Below are 23603 nucleotides of genomic sequence, written 5' to 3' on the forward strand. Positions count from 1 at the left end.
CGTGTCTGCACCCACCGACGACAACGCACCGGCGGACGGCTTCTTCACGCCCCGCAAGCGGCCCCCCGTCCCCTCGGCCGAGGAGCCCCCGCGGGCGCCCGACGAGACCGCCGCCCTGCGCGTTCCGCCGTCCCCGCCCGTGCCCGGCCCCCGGGCCGGGCGCCCCGCCACCGAGCGGCCGCGGCCCGAGCAGCGCCCGCAGGAGCGCGGCGCGCCGGAGCCGCGCGGCACGGCGACGCGTCCGCAGGGGCCGCGTGCCGGCGGGCAGGAGCAGCAGCGCCCGCCGGAGCGCCGGTCGCCCGAGGAGACGATGGCCCTGCGCGTGCCCCCGCCGCCTCCGCGGTCGCAGGACGCTTCCCGGTCGCAGGACGCCCCGCGGCCGGGGCGCGTGCAGGCGGCGCCGCAGCAGGAGCAGCGGGCGGGGGCCCGGCAGCCGGGCCCGCCGCGGTCCGACCGCGGCCAGCCGGACTTCCGGAGCCAGGAGCCGCCGCGCCCGCGCACCGCGCCGTCGCCCGAGGAGACGATGGCCCTGCGGGTGCCCAGCGGTCTGCGGCTCGCCGGCACCACGGCGCCGGACAACTGGATCAAGCCCCCGAACTGGCCGAGCGATCCCGGGCCCGACCCGGACGAGGAGGCAGCAGGCGGCGACACCGCCGTCGCGGCGGAGGAGGAGCAGGAGACTCCTGCGGCGCCGAGGCGCAAGGGCGGCCGTGACCGCTACCTCGACATGCTCCGCGCCCTGGCACTCGTCCGCGTGGTGCTGTACCACAACTTCAGCTGGGCGTGGCTGCCGCTGCTGTTCCCGTCCATGGGCGTGATGTTCGCGCTGGCCGGGTCACTGATGGTGCGGTCGCTGAGCCGGCCGGCGCTGACGGTCATCCGTGACCGTCTGCGCCGCCTGCTGCCGCCGATGTGGCTGTTCGGCGCGGTGGCGTTCACGCTGTGGACGATCGACGGCTGGGGCCCTGACTCCGAGGGCCATCCGGCGTGGTGGTGGGGCAAGCTCGCGTTCTGGGTCCTGCCGATCAGCACCCCGCCGTTCCCGCAGACGGAGCTGCCCGGCCTGCACGGGCTGATGGAGGGCAGCTGGGGCGAGCAGATCGGTGTGCCGCTCTGGTACCTGCGCGCCTACCTCTGGTACGTCCTGCTCTCGCCGCTGATGCTGAAGGCGCTGCGGCGGTTCCCGCTGGTGACGGTGCTGACCCCGCTGGCGCTGGCCATGTGCTCGGGGCTGCTGCCGGAGGACGGCCGGATCTGGGAGACGTTCTCGGACTTCACGACGTTCGGCTCGTGCTGGATCCTCGGCATGGCCCACCAGGAGGGCCTGCTCAAGAAGCTGCCGCAGTACGTCGCCCCGTCGGTGGCGCCGCTGGTGATGGTGGCGGGGTACTGGTACTACGTCAGCCGCCCGGTGCTGGATCCGACCGAGATCGGCGACCTGGAGAACTTCCCGATCGCGCAGGCGGTGTGGTCGTTCGGCTTCGTCCTGCTGCTGCTGCACCTCAGCCCGTCGTGGGAGCAGTGGCCGCGCCGCCTGGAGCCGTTCAACGGTCTGATCAGCCTGCTCAACGCGCGCGCGGTGAGCGTCTACCTGTGGCACACGCTGGCACTGGAGCTGTCGGTGCCGGTGATCGACCAGCTCTACCGGGTGGACTACCTGTCGGACCACTGGGGTGCGGTGCTGGGCAGCAACTATCCGCAGCTGTTCGTCGCGATCCCGCTGCTGGCGCTGTTCGTCGTGACGTTCGGCTGGATGGAGGACCTCGCCGCGAAGCGGTCGCTGAGACTCTTCCCGTACCCGCGCAAGCCGCGGGGCAGGCGGCGCGCGGCGCTCTGAGGGCGCGCCGCGGGCCGGGGCACCCGCCCCGAAGATCGGGATCGGGACAACCTAGGATGAAGCGGTGCTGAACCCCTCCGCTCTCCTTGCCGCCCGCTGGCGGCCGTCGGCCGTGACCGTGCGCCGGGCGGCGCTGGCCGCTCTCGTGATGAGCGTGGTCATCGTGCTGACCGGCGGCGCCGTGCGGCTGACCGCCTCCGGCCTCGGCTGCACCACGTGGCCCCGCTGCACCGGCGAGAGCCTGACGCCGACGCCCGAGATGGGCGTGCACGGGGTCATCGAGTTCACCAACCGGATGCTCACCTACGTGCTGTGCGCGGCGATCGCCTGGGCGACGCTGGCGGCGCGCTGCTCGCCGCCGTGGCGGCGGAGCCTGACGCGGCTCGGCTGGGCGCAGTTCTGGCTGGTGATGAGCAACGCCGTGATCGGCGGCGTCACCGTGCTGACCGGTCTGAACCCGTACGTGGTGGCGGTGCACATGGTCGCCGCGATGGGCCTGGTCTGGGTCGCGGTGCTGATGTGGGAGCGGTCGAAGGAGGGCGACGGCCCGCCGGAGCCGTCCGTGACGCGGCCGCTGACACAGCTGTCGTACGTGCTGGTGGCGGTGGTGGGCCTGCTGGTGCTGGCGGGCACGCTGGTGACCGGCGCGGGCCACCACCCGGGGGCGTCGAGCAGCGGCGGCGAGCCGGTGTGGCGCATCCCGGTCGACTACGACCGGCTGGCGCAGGCGCACGCCGACCTGGCGTTCCTGTCGGTGGGCCTGACGCTGGCGGCCGTGTTCGTGCTGGCCGCGGTGAAGGCCCCGCCGGCGGCCCGGGCCCGGGTGCGGGACCTGCTGGTCCTGCTGCTGCTGCAGGGCGTGCTGGGCTTCGTGCAGTACTTCACGGACGCCCCGGAGGTCATGGTGGGCCTGCACATGCTGGGTGCCGCGCTGGTCTGGGCGGCGGCCCTGCGCGTGCCGCTGGCGCTGCGCACGCGCCCGGCGGTGACGGCGGACGTGCCGCACGCCGCCGTCCCGGCCGCGGAGACCGCGGCGGTCTGAGACACGGAAACGTCCCCCCGGCCCGCGGGCCGGGGGGACGTTCGCGGTGGGGCGGGCGGGCGGGTCAGCCGCCGATCTGGATGCCGGCCATCCGCTTCCACTCGTAGGCACCGGTCCGCACCCTGAGGCCGAGCTCGCCCTCGAAGCTGTCGTGCAGGGTGATGCCGGAGAGCTCGGCGGCCCGCAGTCCGACGGCGTGGGTGGGGGCGACCTGGTCGCCCCAGGCGCCGTCCGCGCCGACCAGCACGATGCGGGTGGCGGTCCGGCCGACGTACTCGACGACGCCGTCCGCACTGCCGCCGTGCTGTGCGGCGAAGGCGGTGATGTGCTTGGCGATGCGCTTGGCGCGGCGCTCGGCGCGGGCGTCCTGCGCGGCGGGGGTGGCGGTCTCTGCGCTGGTCATGCCCGCATGCTACCGAGCGGTAGCCGCGCTGGCGACGGGAGAGGCCTGTGCGGCGGGCCACACCGCCGCCCCTACCCTGGCCCCATGACCTTCGATGGCTGGCCCGCCGAGGCGCTCGAGTTCTACGAGCAGCTGGAGGCCGACAACTCCAAGACCTTCTGGACGGCCCACAAGGACCGCTACGACCGGGTGGTCCGCACCCCGACGGCCGACCTGCTGGACGCGCTGGAGGACGAGTTCGGGCCCGGCAGGATCTTCCGGCCGAACCGCGACGTACGGTTCAGCGCCGACAAGTCCCCGTACAAGACGCACGTCGGCGCCTACCTGGAGGCCGGCGGCTACGTCCAGCTCTCCGCGGACGGCCTCGCCTGCGGCAACGGCATGTACCGGCTCGCCCCCGACCAGCTCGCCCGCTACCGCGAGGCCGTCGCCGGGGACGTCACCGGCGCCGAGCTCGAACGCGTGATCGCCGCCGTGGAGAAGGCCGGCCCCGCCGTGGTCGGCCGCGACCCGCTGAAGTCGGCGCCGCGCGGCTACCCCGGGGACCACCCGCGGATCGTCCTGCTCCGCAACAAGGGCCTGATCGCCTGGCAGGAGTGGCAGCCCGCCGCCTGGCTCGGCACCGCCGAGGCGTACGAGCGGATCGCCGGGTTCCTCCGGGCCTCCCGGCCGCTCAAGGACTGGCTGGACGACCGTGTCGGGCCCAGCGAGCTGCCGCCGCGCTGAGGCGCGCACCCTGGCCGCGCCCGGCGGGCTCTGGTAGGACTGCCCCATGCAGGACCCGAACCGGCCGGCCGGGCCGGCCCGCCGCACCCCGTCCCGCGGCCGGTACGACGTCGTCGTGGTCGGCGGCGGCCACAACGGCCTGGTCGCCGCCGCCTACCTGGCGCGCGCCGGACGCAGCGTCCTCGTGCTGGAGCGGCTCGGCCGCACCGGCGGCGCGGCCGTCTCCACCCGGGCCTTCCCCGGCGTCGAGGCCCGGCTCTCCCGGTACTCGTACCTGGTGAGCCTGCTGCCGCGGAAGATCGTCGACGAGCTGGGCCTGCGGTTCGCCGTCCGGCGCCGACGCTTCTCCTCCTACACGCCCACCGCCCGCGACGGACGGCCGACCGGCCTGCTGGTCGACCGCGGCGACCCCGCCCGCACCGCCGCCTCGTTCCGCGCCCTCACCGGCTCCGACCGGGAGCACGCGGCCTGGCAGGACTTCTACGGCCTCACCGGGCGCGTCGCCGAACGCGTCTTCCCCGGCCTCACCGAGCCGCTGCCCACCCGGGACGAGCTCCGCCGCCGGGTCGGCGACCCCGAAGCCTGGACCGCGCTCTTCGAGCAGCCGCTCGGCGAGAGCGTCGAGCGGCGCTTCGCCGACGACCTGGTGCGCGGCGTGGTGCTGACCGACGCCCTGATCGGCACCTTCACCCACGCCCACGACCCCTCCCTGCGGCAGAACCGCTGCTTCCTCTACCACGTCATCGGCGGCGGCACCGGCGACTGGGACGTACCCGTCGGCGGCATGGGCGCACTCACCGACGCCCTCGCCGACACGGCCCGCGCCGCCGGGGCGGAGATCCTCACCGACTGCGAGGTCACCGCGCTCGACCCCGGCCCCGACGGCGTGGAGGCCGCCTACCGCACCGGCGACGCGGAGCACCGGGTCGGCGCGGACACCGTGCTGTGCAACGCAGCCCCGCACACCCTCGCCCGGCTGCTCGGCGAGGACCCCCGGGAGGAGGCGCCGGTGGGCTCGCAGCTCAAGGTCAACATGCTGCTCCGCCGGCTCCCGCGGCTCCGCGACCCCGCCGCCGACCCGCGGGAGGCCTTCGCCGGCACGCTCCACCTCGCCGAGTCGTACCGCGAGCTGGAGGCCGCCTACCGGCAGGCCGCCGCGGGGCGGCTGCCCGCGCCGGCGCCGTCGGAGATCTACTGCCACTCGCTGACCGACCCGTCGATCCTCGGGCCGGAGCCGGCCGCGCAGGGCTTCCACACCCTGACGCTCTTCGGCGTGCACCAGCCCGCCCACCTCTTCGCCGGCGACCACGACACCGCCCGGTCCGCGGCGCTGGCCGCCGTCCTCGCGCCCCTGCAGGACAGCCTCGCCGAGCCGCTCGCCGACTGCCTCGCCACGGACGGGGAGGGCCGCCCCTGCATCGAGGTGAGGAGCCCGCTCGACCTGGAGGCCGACCTCGGCCTGCCCGGCGGCAACATCTTCCACCGCGACCTGGCGTTCCCGTACCGCGACGGCCCGCCCGACGGCACGGCCGCCGACCGCTGGGGCGTCGCCACCGGCCACCCCCGGGTCCTGCTCTGCGGGGCGGGCGCGCCGCGCGGCGGCGGGGTCAGCGGCATCCCCGGCCACAACGCGGCGATGGCCGTCCTGGGCCGGTAGCCGGGTCGGCCCGGCGGCACCGGCACCGGTCCGGCGGCCCGCCCCGCGGACGGCACGGCCGTGCCGAGCCCGACGCCGCCCCCGGGCCCTGGACACGACGGAGCCCCGGGGCACACGCCCCGGGGCTCCGTCCTGCAGCGGTGACGGCTACTTCACGAACGGGTCGACCGCGATGACCACGAACAGCAGCGTCAGGTAGGTGATCGACCAGTGGAAGAGCCGCATCTCCTTCAGCTTGGCACCGACCACCCCGGCCTTGGCGCGGGCGTGCAGCCCGTGCGCCTCCTTCAGCCAGAACACGCCGAGCACCACCGCGGAGACCGGGTACAGCCAGCTGGTGTCGGCCAGCGGCCACAGCGCCAGCGAGACGGCGACCATCACCCACGAGTAGGCGACGATCTGCCGCGCCACGGCGAGGTTGCCCTTGACGACCGGCAGCATCGGGACGCCCGCCTTGGCGTAGTCGTCGCGCACCTTCATCGACAGCGGCCAGTAGTGCGGCGGCGTCCAGAAGAAGATGACGAGGAAGAGCACCAGCGCCGACCAGGACAGCTCGTTCGTGACGGCGGCCCAGCCCACGAACACCGGCATGCACCCGGCGATGCCGCCCCACACGATGTTCTGCGTCGTGCGGCGCTTCAGGCCGAGCGTGTACACGAACACGTAGAAGAGGAGCGCCGCGAGCGCGAGCGCCGAGGCGAGCGCGTTGACGAGCAGGCCCAGCCAGAGCGTGGAGGCGACGGCGAGCGCGATGCCGAAGACGAGGGCCTCGCGCGGCGACACCATGCCGGTGACGATCGGACGGCGCTCGGTGCGGGTCATCACCGCGTCGATGTCGCGGTCGATGTACATGTTGAGCGCGTTGGCGCCACCGGCCGACAGGTAGCCGCCGACGACCACCCACAGCACGAGGAGGGGGTCCGGCACTCCCCGCTGCGCCAGGAACATCACCGGCACGGTGGTGATCAGCAGCAGCTCGATGATCCGAGGCTTGGTCAGTGCGACGAATGCCCCGACACGGGCCCCGAACGGCCGGTGCGCAGGCGTCGCCCCGACCGCCCCGGCGGGGCGGGATTCGACGGCGGTCACGAACACCCCAACTCACGATGAACTTCCACAGGCGTTCCCCTGGGCCCGCTGGGCTCCGGTGCGTCCGCTCTGCGCGTACCACGCCACCTTAGACGCTCCATATGTCCCGTCCGGCCTCGGGGTGCCCCGGCGAGCCGAAGCCGCACACCCCCGGGTGAATCACCGCAGATCGGGCCCGCCGGGCGGGCCGCCCCGTCTTGCCCTTCGGACGGGCGGACGGACCGCCTCCGGGTGAGGGTAGGACAGGAACCGTGCGGCCTTCAGGAATGCCGATACCGCCACCCCGGGTTGTCCTGGCACGAGGGTGAGGGCCCTTCCGGGCGGTAGGCTCGCACAGAGAAGCGGGATCAACCCTCCGTGACCGGCACCAGCGCAAGTCAGGCCCACAGCGACGTGGCCGACCCGGTCCCCTTCACGGGGTCACTCTTCACCACCATGGAAGGAGCCCTGAGACAGGGTGAGCACCACGCCGACGAACGCTTTCGAATGGACCGACCTGGACCAGCGGACCGTCGACACGGCCCGGGTCCTGGCGATGGACGCTGTGCAGAAGGTGGGCAACGGTCATCCCGGCACGGCGATGTCGCTGGCCCCCGCTGCGTACGTGATCTTCCAGCGTTTCCTGCGTCATGACCCGACGGACCCCGCCTGGGTGGGACGCGACCGCTTCGTGCTGTCCCCCGGACACACCTCTCTGACGCTGTACACGCAGCTCTACCTGTCGGGTTACGGTCTGTCGCTGGACGACCTGAAGGCGTTCCGGGTCGCGGGCAGCCGTACGCCGGGGCATCCGGAGCACGGGCACACCGCGGGTGTCGAGACGACGACGGGGCCGCTGGGTCAGGGCATCGCGAACGCGGTGGGGATGGCGATGGCCGCCCGCTACGAGCGCGGCCTGTTCGATCCGGAGGCGGCGGCGGGCACCTCGCCGTTCGACCACACGATCTGGGCGATCGTCTCGGACGGTGACCTGGAGGAGGGTGTCTCCGCGGAGGCGTCCTCGCTGGCCGGGCACCAGAAGCTGGGCAACCTCGTCGCGCTGTACGACGACAACCACATCTCGATCGAGGGTGACACGGAGACGGCGTTCTCCGAGGACGTCCTGGCCCGGTACGAGGCGTACGGCTGGCACGTGCAGCGGATCACGCCCAAGGCGGACGGCGACGTGGACGTGCACGCGCTGGCCACCGCGCTCGCCGCGGCGAAGGCCGAGACCGCGCGTCCGTCGATCATCGCGATGCGGACCATCATCGCCTGGCCGGCGCCGAACGCGCAGGACACCGCGAAGGCGCACGGCTCGGCGCTGGGCGACGCGGAGATCGCGGCGACGAAGAAGGTCCTGGGTTTCTCGCCGGAGAAGTCCTTCGAGGTGTCCGAGCAGGTCGTCGAGCACGCCCGTGAGGTCGTGCAGCGCGGCAAGGCCGCCCGCGGTGTGTGGGAGCAGGGCTTCCACGCCTGGCGTGCGGCGAACCCGGAGCGCGCGGCGGAGTTCGACCGGATCCGGATCGGGGAGCTCCCGGACGGGTGGGAGAAGGCTCTGCCGGTCTTCCCGGCGGGCAAGGACGTGGCGACCCGCAAGGCCTCGGGTGACACGCTGAAGGCGATCGGTGGGCTCATCCCCGAGCTGTGGGGCGGCTCCGCCGACCTCGCGGAGTCGAACCTCACCACGATCGACGAGGAGTCCTCGTTCCTTCCCGAGGGCAATCCGCTGAAGTCGGCGTCGCCGTACGGGCGGACGATCCACTTCGGGATCCGTGAGCACGCCATGGGTTCGATCATGAACGGTATCGCCCTGCACGGCGGCACCCGCATCTACGGCGGCACCTTCCTGGTGTTCTCCGACTACATGCGCCCCGCGGTGCGTCTGGCCGCCCTGATGAAGCTGCCCGTCACCTACGTGTGGACGCACGACTCGATCGGTCTGGGCGAGGACGGCCCCACGCACCAGCCGGTGGAGCACCTGGCGGCGCTGCGGGCGATCCCGGGTCTGTCGGTGGTGCGTCCGGGTGACGCGAACGAGACCGCGGTGGTGTGGCGGACGATCGTGGAGCGGCACACCAGTCACCCCGGGCCGGTGGGTCTGGCGCTGACCCGTCAGGGCGTGCCGACGTGGGACCGGGAGGAGTTCCACTCCGCGGAGGGCGCGGCCAGGGGCGGCTACGTGCTCGCCGAGGCGTCGGGTTCCTCGCCGAAGGTGATCCTGATCGGTACCGGTTCCGAGGTGCAGCTCGCCGTCCAGGCGCGTACGGCCCTGGAGGCCGACGGCATCCCGACCCGCGTGGTGTCGATGCCCTCGATCGAGTGGTTCAACGAGCAGGACCAGGCGTACCGCGACAGCGTGCTGCCGCCGAACGTCCGGGCCCGGGTCTCCGTCGAGGCCGGCATCGCCCAGGGCTGGCGCGAACTGGTCGGCGACGCCGGCCGGATCATCAGCCTCGACCACTTCGGCGCCTCCGCCGACTACCAGGTGCTCTACCAGGAGTTCGGTCTGACCGCCGACGCCGTCGCCGGCGCCGCCCGCGCCTCGCTGCGCACGGTCGAGGCCGTCTCCCGCTAAGCCGCCGAGGCCGGGTATCCGACCGCACATCGGGTACCCGGCCTTCCGACGCACCCCACAGAACGTACGAAAAAAGAGGATGTAGCACCATGACTGACGCACTGAAGCGCCTCAGCGACGAAGGCGTGGCGATCTGGCTGGACGACCTCAGCCGCGACCGGCTCAACAGCGGCAACCTGGCCGAACTCGTCCAGGAGAAGCACGTCGTCGGTGTCACCACCAACCCGACCATCTTCCAGAAGGCCATCGGCGGCGGCAGCACCGCCTACGACGGCCAGCTCGACGACCTCGCCGTCCGCAAGGTCACCGTGGACGAGGCCGTCCGCATGATCACCACCTCCGACGTCCGCGACGCCGCCGACGTCCTGCGCTCCGTCTACGACGCCTCCAACGGCCGCGACGGCCGCGTCTCGATCGAGGTCGACCCCCGCCTCGCCCACGAGACCGCCGCCACGATCGCCGAGGCCAAGCAGCTGTGGTGGCTCGTCGACCGCCCCAACGTCCTCATCAAGATCCCCGCCACCAGGGCCGGCCTGCCCGCCATCACCGAGGTCGTCGCCAGGGGCATCAGCGTCAACGTCACGCTGATCTTCTCCCTGGACCGCTACCGCGCCGTCATCGACGCCTACCTCACCGGCCTGGAGAAGGCGAAGGCCGCCGGCCACGACCTCTCCCAGGTCGAGTCCGTCGCCTCCTTCTTCGTCTCCCGCGTGGACACCGAGATCGACAAGCGCCTGGAGAAGATCGGCGGCGACGCCAAGGACCTCCGTTCCAAGGCCGCGATCGCCAACGCCCGCCTCGCCTACCAGGCGTACGAGGAGGTGTTCGGCTCCGCCGACGGGAGTCGCGGTGGCTCGGAGCGCTGGAAGGCGCTGGAGTCCGCCGGCGCCAACGCCCAGCGCCCGCTCTGGGCGTCGACCGGCGTCAAGGACCCGAACCTCCCCGACACCCTGTACGTGACCGAGCTCGTCGCCCCCGGCACCGTCAACACCATGCCCGAGGCCACCCTCGACGCCACCGACGACCACGGCACCGTCACCGGCGACACCGTCACCGTCAACTACGCCGACGCGCAGGCCGTCATGGACGCCGTCGCCGCCGCCGGCGTCGACTACGACGACGTCGTCCAGGTCCTGGAGGACGAGGGCGTCGAGAAGTTCGAGATCTCCTGGAAGGAACTCCTGGAGACCGTCTCGGCCTCGCTCGCCCGGCACGGCGACCAGAACTGATCACTGCTCACGAACAGCGCACGGAGAGCGGAGCCAACACCAGTGAGCAACACCCCTGCTTTTCCCGATGTCGAGGGGGCCGAGGTCGGGCAGGGCGATCCCCTGCAGTCCTCCAACCCGCTGCGCGATCCGGCGGACCGCCGGCTGCCGAGGATCGCCGGGCCGTCCGGCCTGGTGATCTTCGGCGTGACCGGTGACCTCTCGCGCAAGAAACTGATGCCCGCCATCTACGACCTCGCCAACCGCGGCCTCCTGCCGCCGGGCTTCTCGCTCGTCGGCTTCGCCCGCCGCGAATGGGAGGACGAGGACTTCGCGCGGGAGGTGCACGACGCGGTCAAGGAACACGCCCGCACCCCCTTCCGCGAGGAGGTCTGGCAGCAGCTCGCCAAGGGCATGCGCTTCGTCCAGGGCGACTTCGGCGACGACGAGGCCTTCGACACCCTCCGCAAGACCATCGAGGAACTCGACCAGGCCCAGGGCACCGGCGGCAACTTCGCCTTCTACCTGTCGGTACCGCCCAAGTTCTTCCCCACCGTCGTCCAGCAGCTCAAGAAGCACGGCCTCACCGACCCTCCCAAGGGCTCGTGGCGGCGCGCGGTGATCGAGAAGCCGTTCGGCCACGACCTGGAGAGCGCGCAGGAGCTGAACCGGATCGTCCACGAGGTCTTCCCCCGCGACGAGGTCTTCCGGATCGACCACTACCTGGGCAAGGAGACCGTCCAGAACATCCTGGCCCTGCGGTTCGCCAACCAGATGTTCGAACCGATCTGGAACCGCTCCTACGTCGACCACGTGCAGATCACCATGGCCGAGGACATCGGCATCGGCGGCCGCGCCGGCTACTACGACGGCATCGGCTCGGCCCGCGACGTCATCCAGAACCACCTCCTGCAGCTGATGGCCCTGACCGCCATCGAGGAACCGGCCTCCTTCCACCCCAAGGCCCTGGTCGCCGAGAAGCTCAAGGTCCTCTCCGCCGTCCGCCTCCCCGCCGACCTCGGCGCGCACACCGTGCGCGGCCAGTACGCGGGCGGCTGGCAGGGCGGCGAGGAGGTCGTCGGCTACCTCGACGAGGACGGCATCAACCCCTCCTCCACGACCGACACCTACGCCGCGATCAAGCTGGAGATCAACAACCGCCGCTGGGCCGGAGTGCCGTTCTACCTGCGCACCGGCAAGCGCCTGGGCCGGCGCGTCACCGAGATCGCCGTGGTCTTCCAGCGCGCCCCCTACCTGCCCTTCGACTCCTACGCCACCGAGGAACTCGGCCAGAACGCCCTGGTCATCCGGGTCCAGCCGGACGAGGGCGTCACCGTCCGCTTCGGCTCCAAGGTGCCCGGCACCGCCCTGGAGGTCCGGGACGTCACCATGGACTTCGCCTACGGCGAGTCCTTCACCGAGTCCAGCCCCGAGGCCTACGAGCGCCTCATCCTCGACGTGCTCCTCGGCGACGCGAACCTCTTCCCGCGCCACCAGGAGGTCGAGCTGTCCTGGCAGATCCTCGACCCGGTCGAGAAGTACTGGGACACCCACGGCAAGCCCGCGCAGTACCCCTCGGGCACCTGGGGCCCCGCGGAGGCCGACGAGATGCTCGCACGAGACGGCAGGAGCTGGCGCCGGCCATGAAGATCGACCTCACGGACACCACGTCCAGCAAGATCAACGGCGCCCTCATGGAGGCCCGCCGCGCCGCCGGCGCGGGCGCCGCCGGGATGGTCCTCACCCTCGTCATCGTCACCGACGAGGGCAGCGCCTACGACGCCCTCAAGGCCGCCAACGACGCCTCCCGCGAACACCCCTCCCGCACCCTGGCCGTCATCAAGCGCGCCGGGCGCTCGCCGCGGGCCCGCGCCCAGGCCCGCCTCGACGCGGAGATCCTGGTGGGCTCCGACGCGGGGTCGGGCGAGACCGTCGTCCTGCGCATGCACGGCGAACTCGCCTCGCACGCCCAGTCCGTCGTCCTGCCGCTGCTGCTGCCGGACGCCCCGGTGGTCGTCTGGTGGCCGGAGAACGCCCCGCAGGCGCCGGCCAAGGACAAGCTGGGCGCGCTCGCCCAGCGCCGCATCACCGACGCGGTGACCGCGGAGTCCCCGGTCGACCAGCTCGCCCAGCGGGCCGCGACCTACACCCCCGGCGACACCGACCTCGCCTGGACCAGGATCACCGGCTGGCGCTCCATGCTGGCCGCCGCCCTGGACCAGCGCCCCACCAAGGTCACCCACGCCAGCGTCGAGGGCGAGCCGTACAACCCCAGCGTCGAACTGCTCGGCCTGTGGCTGCACAACCGCCTCGACGTCCCCGTGGAACGCGTCGTCACCGCCGGCCCCGGCATCACCGCCGTCCGCCTCGGCACCGAGGACGGCGACATCGTCCTCGACCGGCCGGACGGGCTCATGGGCACCCTGTCGATGCCCGGCGCGCCGGACCGGATGGTCGCGCTCAAGCGCCGCGAGGTCGCCGAGCTGATCGCCGAGGAGCTCCGCCGCCTCGACCCGGACGACATCTACGCGACCGCCGTCCGCACCCCGGTGGCGGAGCTCGGTACGCCCGCCGCGGACGGCGCCGACGGCGCGACGCCCGCGGAGACCGCCGAAGCGTCCGGCGGGGCGACCGCCGAGGCCGACGCCGGTGCGGCGGCGGAGAAGGCGCCCGCCAGGAAGGCCGCGGCCCGCAAGCGGAACGCGTCATGACGGCGACGGCCCCGCAGCTGGTCGTCCACCGCGACAAGGAGCTGATGGCGCAGGCCACCGCGGCCCGCCTGATCACCCGGATCGTGGACGCCCAGTCCGCCCGCGGCACCGCCTCGGTGGTGCTCACCGGCGGCCGGAACGGCAACGCCCTGCTGGCCGCGATCGCCGCCTCCCCGGCGCGCGACGCGGTCGACTGGGCCCGGCTCGACCTCTGGTGGGGCGACGAGCGGTTCGTCGCCGCGGACGACCCGGAGCGCAACGCCGTCCAGGCGGCCGCGCTGCTCGACCGCGTCCCGCTGGACCCGTCCCGGGTGCACGTGATGCCGGCTTCGGACGGTCCCGACGGCTCCGACGTCGAGGCCGCGGCCGAGCGGTACGCCGACGAGCTCGCGAAGCACGCCGAGCCGGGCTCCGGCCTCGGCGTGCCCGCGTTCGACGTGCTGCTGCTCGGCGTCGGCCCGGACACCCACGTCGCCTCGCTCTTCCCCGAGCACCCCGGGGTGCGCGAGACCGAGCGGACGGTGATCGGCGTGCGCGGCGCGCCCAAGCCCCCGCCCACCCGGATCTCGCTCACCCTGCCCGCGATCCGCGCGGCCCGCGAGGTCTGGCTGCTCGCGGCCGGCGAGGACAAGGCCGGGGCGGTCGCCCTGGCCCTCAGCGGCCCGGGCGAGCTGCAGGCGCCGGCCTCCGGCGCGTACGGCACGGACCGGACGCTGTGGCTGCTCGACCGCACGGCCGCGGCCGGGCTGCCGAACCTCCACGGCTGAGCGGCCCCCGCCGCACGCGGAACGGCCCGGCCCCCTTCGCAGGGGGCCGGGCCGTTCCGTATGCGCTCGCAGGTGGCGCCGGGACGGTGCGCGGAGGACCGCCTCCACGCCGCCCCCGGCGGCGGCTCAGATCTCGCCGCGGAGCTTCGCCAGCGCCTCGGCGAGGATCGCCTCGCCGTCGGCGTCGGTGCGGCGCTCGCGCACGTACGCGAGGTGCGTCTTGTACGGCTCGTTGCGCGCCGGGGCCGGAGGGTTGTGCTCGTCCTGGCCTGCCGGGAACCCGCAGCGCGGGCAGTCCCAGGTCTCCGGGATCGCCGCCTCCGCCGCGAAGCTGGGACGGGTCTCGTGCTTGTTCGCGCACCAGAAGGAGATCCGATTGCGGGGGGCGGACTCGCCGCGCTCCGCCTCGCCCATCGGGCCTGCGCCGACCCTGCTTCCTCGAATGGCGTTGCCACTTGCCACGGTCTGACTCCCTGCGTGCTGGTGCCCGCCGGCCGCGGCGTGCGGACGGTGGCGAAGTCGTCCTAGTGTAAGCGGGAGTTAAAAAGCTCTGCCACTACCGCCTCTGCCACCAGGACCCTCCCAGCATAGGCGGGAGTCGACGGAGCGTCAGCTCTTGTACTTGAGCAGCAGGCTCAGCACCACGACGGAGGCGAACCAGGCGAGGCCGACGATGACCGTGATGCGGTCGAGGTTGCGCTCGGCCACGGCGGAACCGCCACCGGTCGACATCGCACCGCCACCGAACATGTCGGACAGGCCGCCGCCCTTCCCCTTGTGCAGCAGCACCAGGAGGATCATCAGAAGACTGAAGATGATCAGGGCAATCGAGAACCCGAGAACCACGGCGGGACCAACTCTCTCGTATCTTCGGCGACGGGGCCGGACCGCATGGAAGCGGTCCGGCCCCAAAGCCTACGTTGCTGCAGCGGCGTTAGCCTACTGCCTGGTCCCGGAAGCGCACGATCCTGACGAACTCCTCGGCGTCCAGGGAGGCGCCGCCGATGAGACCGCCGTCCACGTCCGGCTTCGCCATCAGGCCGGCGACGCTGGAGGACTTCACCGAACCGCCGTACAGGACACGGACCTTGTCGGCCAGCTCGGCCGAGTAGAGCTCCGCCAGGCGGCCGCGGATCGCACCGCAGACCTCCTGCGCGTCCTCCGGGGTCGCCACCTCGCCGGTGCCGATCGCCCAGACCGGCTCGTACGCGACGACGATGCTCTCGGCGTCCGAGGCCGGGACGCCGTCGAGGGCGCCGTCCAGCTGCGCGAGGGTGTGCTCGACGTGGGTGCCGGCCTTGCGGATGTCCAGCGGCTCGCCGATGCACAGGATCGGGGTGATCCCGGCGCGGTAGGCGGCCTTCACCTTGGCGTTGACGATCGGCTCGTCCTCGCCGTGGTACTGGCGGCGCTCCGAGTGGCCGATCACCGCGAAGGTGCACTTCAGCCGGGAGAGCATCGGGCCCGAGATCTCGCCGGTGTAGGCACCGGAGTCGTACTGCGAGATGTCCTGCGAGCCGTACTTGATCTTCAGCTTGTCGCCGTCGACCAGGGTCTGCACCGAGCGGAGGTCGGTGAAGGGCACGAGGACGGCGACCTCGACGGCCGCGTAGTCCTTGTCGGCCAGCGCGAACGCCAGCTTCTGGGTGTGCTGGATGGCCTCAAGGTGGTTGAGGTTCATCTTCCAGTTGCCCGCCATCAGCGGGAGACGCTCAGTCATTGCCTCAGCCTTCCAGGGCGGCGAGACCGGGGAGGGTCTTGCCCTCCAGGTACTCGAGGCTCGCGCCACCGCCGGTCGAGATGTGCCCGAACTCCGTCTCGTCGAAGCCCAGGATGCGCACGGCCGCGGCGGAGTCGCCGCCGCCGACCACGGTGAAAGCGTCGGAGTCGAGCAGCGCCCCGGCGACGGCCTTGGTGCCGTCGGCGAAGGCCGGGTGCTCGAAGACGCCCATGGGGCCGTTCCAGAAGACGGTGCCCGCGTCCGCGATCTTGGACGCGAACAGCTCGCCGGACTTCGGACCGATGTCCAGGCCCAGGGTGTCGGCGGGGATCTTGTCCGCGTCGACGACCCGGCGGTCCTCGACCGGGGCCTTGGTCTTCAGGTCGGGGAAGCCCCCGGAGACCACGGCGTCCACCGGGATCACGAACTCGACGCCGTTCGCCTTCGCGCGCTCCAGGTACTCCAGCACGGTCGGGATCTGGTCCTTCTGCAGCAGCGAGGTGCCGACCTCGTGGCCCTGGGCCGCGAGGAAGGTGAACGCCATGCCGCCGCCGATCAGGATGCGGTCGGCCTTGCCGAGCAGGTTGTCGATCACGCCGACCTTGTCGGAGACCTTCGACCCGCCGAGCACGACCACGTACGGCCGGGCCACCTCGTCGGTGAGGCGCTTGAGCACGCCCACCTCGGTGGCGATCAGGTCGCCGACGGCGTGCGGCAGGCGGGCCGGCAGGTCGTACACCGAGGCGTGCTTGCGGTGCACCGCACCGAAGCCGTCACCGACGTACACGTCCGCGAGGGCGGCCAGCTCGTCGGCGAACGCGCCGCGCTCGGCGTCGTCCTTGGCGGTCTCGCCGGCGTTGAAGCGCAGGTTCTCCAGCAGCGTGACCTCGCCGTCGGCCAGGGCGGCGACGGTGGCCTTCGCGCTCTCGCCCACGGTGTCGGTGGCGAAGGCCACCGGCGCACCGAGGATCTCGCCGAGGCGGACCGCCACCGGCGCGAGGGAGAACTGCGGGTCGGGCTCGCCCTTGGGGCGGCCCAGGTGCGAGGCGACGACCACCTTGGCGCCGGCCTGGACCAGCTTGGCGATGGTCGGGGCGACGGCGCGGATGCGGCCGTCGTCGGTGATCTCGCCGCCGGAGAGCGGCACGTTCAGGTCGGCGCGGACGAACACCCGCTGGCCGGCGACCTGGAGGTCTTCGATCGTCTTCACGGTCTTCGGTCTCCCGGGGAGAAGGGTGGAGCGTGTCGGCGGCACGACGACGGGCCGCCGGGAACACGGCGCGTGAGGGTGAAGGACGCGAAGCGAGGGCCCGGACGGCCTGTGGCCTTCCGGGCCCTGCTCCTCACATCACGTCAGCTCCCGCTGAGGTCAGAGCTGGCCACCGACGAGGGAGGTCAGGTTGACGAGGCGGTTCGAGTAGCCCCACTCGTTGTCGTACCAGCCGAAGACCTTGACCTGGTTGCCCTGGGCCATGGTCATCAGGGAGTCGAAGATGGTCGAGAACGGCGAGTTCACGATGTCGGAGGAGACGATCGGGTCCTCGGTGTACTCCAGGATGCCCTTGAGGTCGCCCTCGGCCGCCTTCTGGAAGGCCGCGTTGACCTCCTCGACGGTGACCTCGCGCTCCAGGGTGACGACCAGGTCGGTGATCGAGCCGGTCGGGACCGGGACGCGCAGCGAGGTGCCGTCCAGCTTGCCCTTGAGCTCGGGCAGCACCAGGGCGGTGGCCTTGGCGGCACCCGTCGAGGTCGGGATGATGTTCAGCGACGCGGCACGGGCGCGGCGCAGGTCCTTGTGCGGGAAGTCCAGGGTGACCTGGTCGTTCGTGAACGCGTGGACCGTGGTCATCAGACCCTTGACGATGCCGAAGTTCTCGTTCAGCACCTTCGCCAGCGGCGCCACGCAGTTGGTGGTGCAGGAGGCGTTGGAGATCACCGTGTGGTTCGCGGCGTCGTACTTGTCGTCGTTGACGCCCATCACGATGGTGACGTCCTCGTCGGTGGCGGGCGCCGAGATGATGACCTTCTTGGCACCGGCCGTGACGTGCTTCTTGGCCTGGTCGGCCTTGGTGAAGATGCCGGTGGACTCGATCACGATGTCCACGCCCAGCTCGCCCCAGGGCAGGCTGGCGGGGTCGCGCTCGGCGATCACCTTGAAGGTCTTGCCGTCGACCGTGATGCTGTCGGCGGTGTGCGAGACCTCGGCCTGCAGGGTGCCCAGGATGGAGTCGTACTTGAGCAGGTGCGCCAGGGTCTTGGTGTCGGTCAGGTCGTTGACACCGACGATCTCGATGTCCGCGCCCTGGGCCCGAACCGCACGGAAGAAGTTGCGGCCGATGCGGCCGAATCCGTTGATGCCTACCCGGATCGTCACGAACCGATCTCCTCGTTAGGTACGCCGGAGCTATGCCGACGGGGTGGAAATGGGATGTCCCCGACCACCCATGACCCTACCCCTCCCCGGGTCGGGTGGGCACATCGCCTCTCCGGCGGGCCCGTCGCAGGCCGGCCCGCACACCGGCCCCCCGGCCGCTCCACCCGGCCCGGGCCGGGCAGTTGGCCCCGCAGGGGGCCGCCGCCCGGCGCCGCTCCCCGCGGGGCCGCGGCCCGCCCCCGACCCGCACCCACGTTCGGACACGGAACGACCGGCGCCCGCTCTGCGGGACGCCGGCCGTCCGACGGGTGGGACGCTGGGCTCAGCTGAGCGCCATCTCGTCGGTCAGGTTGGCCTCCGTGCTCGGCAGGCCGAGCTCCGAGGCCCGCTTGTCGGCCATCGCCAGCAGGCGGCGGATCCGGCCGGCCACCGCGTCCTTCGTCAGCGGCGGGTCGGCGAGCGCGCCCAGCTCCTCCAGCGAGGCCTGCTTGTGCTGCATCCGGAGCTGGCCGGCGGCCGCCAGGTGCTCGGGCACCTCGTCCCCGAGGATCTCCAGGGCGCGCTGCACCCGTGCCCCGGCCGCCACGGCCGCCCGCGCGGAGCGGCGCAGGTTGGCGTCGTCGAAGTTGGCGAGCCGGTTGGCCGTCGCCCGGACCTCGCGCCGCATCCGGCGCTCCTCCCAGGCCAGCACGGACTCGTGCGCACCCAGCCGCGTCAACAGCGCGCCGATCGCGTCACCGTCACGGATGACCACGCGGTCGACGCCGCGGACCTCGCGCGCCTTCGCCGGGATGCCGAGCCTGCGGGCCGCGCCCACCAGGGCGAGCGCCGCCTCCGAACCGGGGCAGGTGACCTCCAGGGAGGAGGACCGGCCCGGCTCGGTCAGCGAGCCGTGCGCCAGGAAGGCCCCGCGCCACGCCGCCTCGGCGTCACAGGTCGCCCCGGAGACCACCGCCGGCGGCAGGCCCCGGATCGGCCGCCCACGGCCGTCCACGAGCCCGGTCTGCCGCGCCAGCAGCTCGCCGTCCTTGACCACGCGCACCACGTACCGGCTGCCGCGCCGCAGCCCGCCGGGGGCCATCACCACGAGGTCCGAGGAGTGCCCGAAGATCTCCAGCAGGTCCTTGCGCAGCCGTCGGGCCGCGATGCCCGTGTCCAGCTCCGCCTCGATCACGATCCGGCCGCTCACGATGTGCAGACCGCCCGCGAACCGCAGGATCGCCGAGACCTCCGCCTTCCGGCAGCAGGCCCGGGTGACCGGGAGCCGGGAGATTTCGTCCTTCACCGCAGGAGTCATCGCCATGGGCCGATCCTTCCATGTGTCCGGAAAATCCGGTCGTACGCCGCAGCCAGGAGCTCCGGGTCGTGTCGCGGCGTACCATCCGCCCGGGCGACCCGGCCGAGCACCAGTGCGGCGCCCATCCGCTCCGCGGCCTTCTCCAGGCCCGCGAGGTCGGCCAGGCCGAAGGCACCGCCGGTGACCGCCCGCTCGTCGACCAGGATCGCGTCGACGGCCAGGTCGGGGGCGTGGTCGGCGATCACGTCGAGGTGGCGCTGCGGGGTGAAGCCCTCGGTCTCCCCCGGCTGGGGCGCCAGGTTGAGCGTGAGGAGACGGCGCGCGCGGGTCTCGGTGAGCGCCTTCGCGAGCTCGGGCACCAGGAGGTGCGGCAGCACGCTGGTGAACCAGGAGCCGGGGCCCAGGACCACCCAGTCGGCCTCCAGGACGGCGGCGACGGCCTCCGGGACGGCGGGCGGCTCCTCGGGCAGCAGCCGGACGGACTCCACGGTGCCCGGGGTCACCGCGACGCTCGCCTGCCCCCGCACGGCGGTCACCTCGTGCGGGCGGTCCGGGTCGTGGCCGCGGACCTCCGCCTCGATGTCGAGCGGGACGGCGGACATCGGCAGCACCCGGCCCTGGACGTTCAGCAGCCGCCCGACCCAGTTGAGCGCCTCCACCGGGTCGCGGAGCTTCTCCCACAGGGCCACGATCAGCAGGTTGCCGACGGCGTGCCCGCCGAGGTCGCCGTCGCCGGTGAAGCGCTGCTGGAGCACCTCCGACCAGGTGCGGCCCCAGTCGTCGTCGCCGCAGAGGGCCGCCAGGGCCTTCCGCAGGTCACCCGGGGGCAGCACGCCGAGCTCGGCGCGCAGCCGCCCGCTGGACCCGCCGTCGTCGGCGACGGTGACGACGGCGGTCAGCTCGTTGGTGAGCCGGCGCAGCGCCGACAGCGAGGCGGAGAGGCCCTGCCCGCCGCCGAGCGCGGTGATCCGGGGCGCGCCGGGGCGCGTCTTGTGGGCGGCCGGACTGTTCCCGGCCAGGGCTCGCTCGCCAGACCTCTGCTGCAACTGCCGTGCTGGCGAGTATCCCGTCACACCGACCCCACGTTCCTGTACTGGTGCCCCGTCGAGCTGCCGGGCGGGGCGGCCCGGTCAGCCCCGGGGTGTCACTCCCTGCCCATGTCGCGGTGGACGAGCACCGTTTCGACGCCGTCCGCGATCAGACGCTTGGTCAGCCGCTCGGACATGGCCACGCTCCGGTGCTTGCCACCGGTGCAGCCTACGGCAAGAGTCATGTACCGCTTGCCCTCGCGGCGATACCCTTCGGTCACGATCCGCAGCAGCTCGGCGTACCCGTCGAGGAACTCCTGGGCGCCCGGCTGCTTGAAGACGTAGTCCGCCACCTCACCGTCGGTGCCCGTCCGCGCACGCAGTTCCGGCACCCAGTGCGGGTTCGGCAGGAAGCGGCAGTCGACCACGAGGTCGGCGTCGACCGGCAGGCCGTACTTGAAGCCGAACGACATCACCGTGGCCCGCAGCTCCGGCTCGTCGTGGTCGGCGAACTGGGCGTCGAGCTTGGCGCGCAGCTGGTGCACGTTGAGGTTGGACGTGTCGATCACCAGGTCGGCCTCGCCGCGCAGGTCGCGCAGCAGCTCGCGCTCCTGGGCGATGCCGTCGACGATGCGGCCGTCGCCCTGCAGCGGGTGCGGGCGGCGCACCGACTCGAAGCGGCGCACCAGGGCCTCGTCCGAGGAGTCGAGGAAGACCACCCGGAGGTGGACCCCGCGCTTCTCCAGCTCCTCCAGCGAGGTCAGGAGGTCGTCGAAGAAGGAGCGGCCGCGGACGTCGACGACCGCGCCGATCCGTGGCACCGCGCCGTGGGAGCGGGCCCCGAGGTCGACCATGGTGGGGATCAGCGCGGGCGGCAGGTTGTCGACCACGAACCAGCCCAGGTCCTCCAGGCACTTCGCGGCGGTGCTCCGGCCCGCGCCGGACATCCCCGAGATGATCACCAGCTCCGGTGCCTTCTCGCCCACGTCGGACACAGTCACTTCGGTTCCCCGCTCTCGGTGGTTCGCTTCGGAAGAACGCTCCGGGCACCGGTGTGCTTCCCGGGCCCGCCCCAGCGGGCGCGGCCCGGACACCGGTGATGACGGGCGGCGTCGGCCGTCATGGCGTCTCCCGGGGTTCGCCGGGCCCGGCCGGGTCGGCGCTGTCGTCAATGATCTCGCCGGTGGCGGTGTTCACCGCGGGTGCGGCGGGTGTCCGCGAGGCCAACGCCGCCACAACAGTCTCCGCGGTGCGGCGGCCGACCCCCGGCACCTCGCACAGCTCGTCGACGGTGGCGGCGCGCAGGCGCTTCAGCGAACCGAAGTGCTTGAGCAGGGCCTGGCGGCGAGTCTCGCCCAGCCCGGGCACCGAGTCCAGCTCCCCGGAGGTGAGTCGCTTGGACCGCTTGGCCCGCTGGTAGGTGATCGCGAAGCGGTGCGCCTCGTCGCGGACGCGCTGCAGCAGGTAGAGGCCCTCGCTGCTGCGGGGCAGCACGACGGGGTCGTCCTGGCCGGGCAGCCAGACCTCCTCCAGGCGCTTGGCGAGACCGCACAGGGCGACGTCGTCGATGCCGAGTTCGTCGAGTGCCCGGCGGGCCGCGGCGACCTGCGGCTGACCGCCGTCGACGACGAGCAGCTGCGGGGGGTAGGCGAAGCGGCGGGGACGCCCGGTCTCCGGGTCGACCGGGCCGGCCACCGCGCCGTCGTCCGCCTCGTCGCCGGCGGCGACCTCCTCGGGCACCGCCCACTCGCCGGTCTGCTCGCGCTCCTGCAGGTAGCGGCGGAAGCGGCGGCCGATGACCTCGTGCATCGAGCGGACGTCGTCCTGGCCGGCGAAGCCCTTGATCTGGAAGCGCCGGTACTCGCTCTTGCGGGCCAGGCCGTCCTCGAAGACGACCATGGAGGCGACGACGTCCTCGCCCTGCAGGTGCGAGATGTCGAAGCACTCGATGCGCAGCGGCACGGAGTCGAGTTCGAGGGCGTCCGCGATCTCCTGGAGGGCGCGGCTGCGGGTGGTGAGGTCGGAGGCGCGCCTGGTCTTGTGCAGCGCGAGCGACTGCTGGGCGTTCCGCCGGACGGTCTCCATCAGGTCCTTCTTGTCGCCGCGCTGCGGCACGCGCAGGTCGACCTGGGCGCCGCGGAGGCCGGCCAGCCACGTGTGGATGGGCCCGGCGGGCTCCGGCAGGGCGGGCACCAGCACCTCGCGGGGCACGGTCTCGCTGCCCGAGCCGTACAGCTGCTGCAGGGCGTGCTCGACGAGGCCCGCGGTGTCGACGTCCTCGACGCGGTCGGTGACCCAGCCGCGCTGGCCGCGCACCCGGCCGCCGCGGACGTGGAAGATCTGGACGGCGGCCTCCAGCTCGTCCTCGGCGAGGGCCAGCAGGTCGGCGTCGGTGCCGTCGGCGAGCACGACGGCGTTCTTCTCCATGGCGCGGGTGAGGGCGCCTATGTCGTCGCGCAGCCGGGCCGCCCTCTCGTACTCCATGGCGACGGCGGCCTCCTTCATCTGGAGCTCCAGCCGGCGCAGGTGACCGCCGGTGCGGCCGGCCATGAAGTCGCAGAACTCCTCGGCGAGCGCGCGGTGCTCGTCGGCGGAGACCTTGCCGACGCAGGGCGCGGCGCACTTGCCGATGTAGCCGAGGAGGCAGGGGCGGCCGACCTGGGCCGCCCGCTTGAAGACGCCGTTGGAGCAGGTGCGCACGGGGAAGACCCGCAGCAGCAGGTCGACGGTCTCGCGGATCGCCCAGGCGTGGCCGTACGGGCCGAAGTAGCGCACGCCCTTCTTGTGCGCTCCCCGCATCACCTGCACGCGGGGGAACTCCTCGTTGAGCGTGACGGCGAGTTCGGGGTAGCTCTTGTCGTCGCGGTACTTGACGTTGAAGCGCGGGTCGAACTCCTTGATCCAGGAGTACTCCAGCTGGAGCGCCTCGACCTCGGTGCCGACGACGGTCCACTCCACCGACGCGGCGGTGGTGACCATGGTCGCCGTCCGGGGGTGGAGGCTGGCGATGTCCTGGAAGTAGGAGGACAGCCGCGGGCGGAGGCTCTTGGCCTTGCCGACGTAGATGACCCGGCCGTGCGCGTCGCGGAACCGGTAGACCCCGGGTGAGAGCGGGATCGCGCCGGGCGCCGGACGGTAGGTGGACGGGTCTGCCATGTCCCTACCGTACCGACTGCCGGTGACGGTC

Annotated in this window: 20 protein-coding genes; 9 read left to right on the forward strand and 11 right to left on the reverse strand. The window is 72.7% G+C overall.

Features of this window, described 5'->3' with window-relative positions:
- The first annotated feature begins 1 nt into the window (after position 1).
- On the forward strand, positions 2-1837 hold the full coding sequence (locus tag OG335_RS12605) for an acyltransferase family protein (protein ID WP_405011190.1): 1836 nt from the start codon (positions 2-4) through the stop codon (positions 1835-1837).
- Between the two features lie 64 nt (positions 1838-1901).
- On the forward strand, positions 1902-2879 hold the full coding sequence (locus tag OG335_RS12610) for a COX15/CtaA family protein (protein WP_405011191.1): 978 nt from the start codon (positions 1902-1904) through the stop codon (positions 2877-2879).
- Between the two features lie 64 nt (positions 2880-2943).
- On the opposite strand, the gene OG335_RS12615 is transcribed toward OG335_RS12610, so the two are convergent.
- Positions 2944-3282, reverse strand: a complete 339-nt coding sequence (locus OG335_RS12615) for a hypothetical protein (RefSeq protein WP_405011192.1) — start codon at positions 3280-3282, stop codon at positions 2944-2946.
- Between the two features lie 84 nt (positions 3283-3366).
- Here OG335_RS12615 and OG335_RS12620 point away from each other — a divergent pair, with 84 nt between their 5' ends.
- Together OG335_RS12620 and OG335_RS12625 are read left to right on the forward strand one after the other, a co-directional pair.
- Positions 3367-4008 carry a DUF2461 domain-containing protein gene (locus tag OG335_RS12620; RefSeq protein ID WP_405011193.1) on the forward strand — a complete coding sequence of 214 codons (642 nt, stop codon included), beginning with the start codon at positions 3367-3369 and terminating at the stop codon, positions 4006-4008.
- Positions 4009-4054: 46 nt separating this feature from the next.
- Positions 4055-5665 (forward strand): phytoene desaturase family protein, encoded by a 1611-nt coding sequence (locus tag OG335_RS12625; RefSeq protein WP_405011194.1) that lies wholly within the window; start codon positions 4055-4057, stop codon positions 5663-5665.
- A gap of 147 nt (positions 5666-5812) precedes the next feature.
- Here OG335_RS12625 and OG335_RS12630 read toward each other — a convergent pair whose 3' ends face one another.
- A complete protein-coding gene (locus tag OG335_RS12630; protein ID WP_405015373.1) occupies positions 5813-6754 on the reverse strand; it encodes a heme o synthase in 942 nt (313 codons plus the stop codon).
- Between the two features lie 457 nt (positions 6755-7211).
- Between OG335_RS12630 and tkt the strand changes: the two genes are divergently transcribed.
- From tkt to pgl, 5 genes are all read left to right on the forward strand, one after another.
- Positions 7212-9311, forward strand: coding sequence for a transketolase (gene tkt / locus OG335_RS12635; protein WP_405011195.1), 2100 nt, complete (start codon positions 7212-7214; stop codon positions 9309-9311).
- A gap of 89 nt (positions 9312-9400) precedes the next feature.
- Positions 9401-10540, forward strand: coding sequence for a transaldolase (tal, locus tag OG335_RS12640; protein ID WP_405011196.1), 1140 nt, complete (start codon positions 9401-9403; stop codon positions 10538-10540).
- A gap of 102 nt (positions 10541-10642) precedes the next feature.
- On the forward strand, positions 10643-12166 hold the full coding sequence (gene zwf / locus OG335_RS12645; RefSeq protein ID WP_405015374.1) for a glucose-6-phosphate dehydrogenase: 1524 nt from the start codon (positions 10643-10645) through the stop codon (positions 12164-12166).
- The gene (gene opcA, locus OG335_RS12650) at positions 12163-13230 is read left to right on the forward strand and encodes a glucose-6-phosphate dehydrogenase assembly protein OpcA (RefSeq protein ID WP_405011197.1); all 1068 of its coding nucleotides are present in this window, start codon (positions 12163-12165) and stop codon (positions 13228-13230) included. The genes zwf and opcA overlap by 4 nt, the downstream gene beginning before the upstream one ends.
- Positions 13227-13997: a 6-phosphogluconolactonase gene (gene pgl, locus OG335_RS12655; protein WP_405011198.1), complete on the forward strand. Its 771-nt coding sequence runs from the start codon at positions 13227-13229 to the stop codon at positions 13995-13997. The genes opcA and pgl overlap by 4 nt, the downstream gene beginning before the upstream one ends.
- A 126-nt stretch (positions 13998-14123) precedes the next feature.
- Here pgl and OG335_RS12660 read toward each other — a convergent pair whose 3' ends face one another.
- The 9 genes from OG335_RS12660 to uvrC all read right to left on the reverse strand — a co-directional run bounded on the left by OG335_RS12660 (position 14124) and on the right by uvrC (position 23572).
- Positions 14124-14411, reverse strand: coding sequence for an RNA polymerase-binding protein RbpA (locus OG335_RS12660; protein WP_257019256.1), 288 nt, complete (start codon positions 14409-14411; stop codon positions 14124-14126).
- A gap of 195 nt (positions 14412-14606) precedes the next feature.
- Entirely contained in the window at positions 14607-14843 is a 237-nt protein-coding gene (gene secG / locus OG335_RS12665) for a preprotein translocase subunit SecG (RefSeq protein ID WP_405011199.1), read from the reverse strand.
- Positions 14844-14931: 88 nt separating this feature from the next.
- Positions 14932-15717 carry a triose-phosphate isomerase gene (gene tpiA, locus OG335_RS12670; protein ID WP_405011200.1) on the reverse strand — a complete coding sequence of 262 codons (786 nt, stop codon included), beginning with the start codon at positions 15715-15717 and terminating at the stop codon, positions 14932-14934.
- A gap of 4 nt (positions 15718-15721) precedes the next feature.
- Complete coding sequence (locus OG335_RS12675; protein WP_405011201.1) at positions 15722-16927, reverse strand: phosphoglycerate kinase; 1206 nt, start codon at positions 16925-16927, stop codon at positions 15722-15724.
- Positions 16928-17086: 159 nt separating this feature from the next.
- Positions 17087-18091 (reverse strand): type I glyceraldehyde-3-phosphate dehydrogenase, encoded by a 1005-nt coding sequence (gene gap / locus OG335_RS12680; protein ID WP_405011202.1) that lies wholly within the window; start codon positions 18089-18091, stop codon positions 17087-17089.
- Between the two features lie 322 nt (positions 18092-18413).
- Complete coding sequence (gene whiA / locus OG335_RS12685) at positions 18414-19394, reverse strand: DNA-binding protein WhiA (protein ID WP_405011203.1); 981 nt, start codon at positions 19392-19394, stop codon at positions 18414-18416.
- Positions 19385-20407: a uridine diphosphate-N-acetylglucosamine-binding protein YvcK gene (gene yvcK, locus OG335_RS12690; protein WP_405015375.1), complete on the reverse strand. Its 1023-nt coding sequence runs from the start codon at positions 20405-20407 to the stop codon at positions 19385-19387. Before yvcK ends, whiA begins: the two co-directional genes overlap by 10 nt.
- A gap of 125 nt (positions 20408-20532) precedes the next feature.
- On the reverse strand, positions 20533-21411 hold the full coding sequence (rapZ, locus tag OG335_RS12695) for an RNase adapter RapZ (protein WP_405015376.1): 879 nt from the start codon (positions 21409-21411) through the stop codon (positions 20533-20535).
- 124 nt (positions 21412-21535) lie between these two features.
- A complete protein-coding gene (gene uvrC / locus OG335_RS12700) occupies positions 21536-23572 on the reverse strand; it encodes an excinuclease ABC subunit UvrC (RefSeq protein ID WP_405011204.1) in 2037 nt (678 codons plus the stop codon).
- Positions 23573-23603 lie beyond the last annotated feature (31 nt).

Source organism: Kitasatospora sp. NBC_01539, from assembly GCF_045040525.1.
Taxonomy (GTDB): Bacteria; Actinomycetota; Actinomycetes; order Streptomycetales; family Streptomycetaceae; genus Kitasatospora.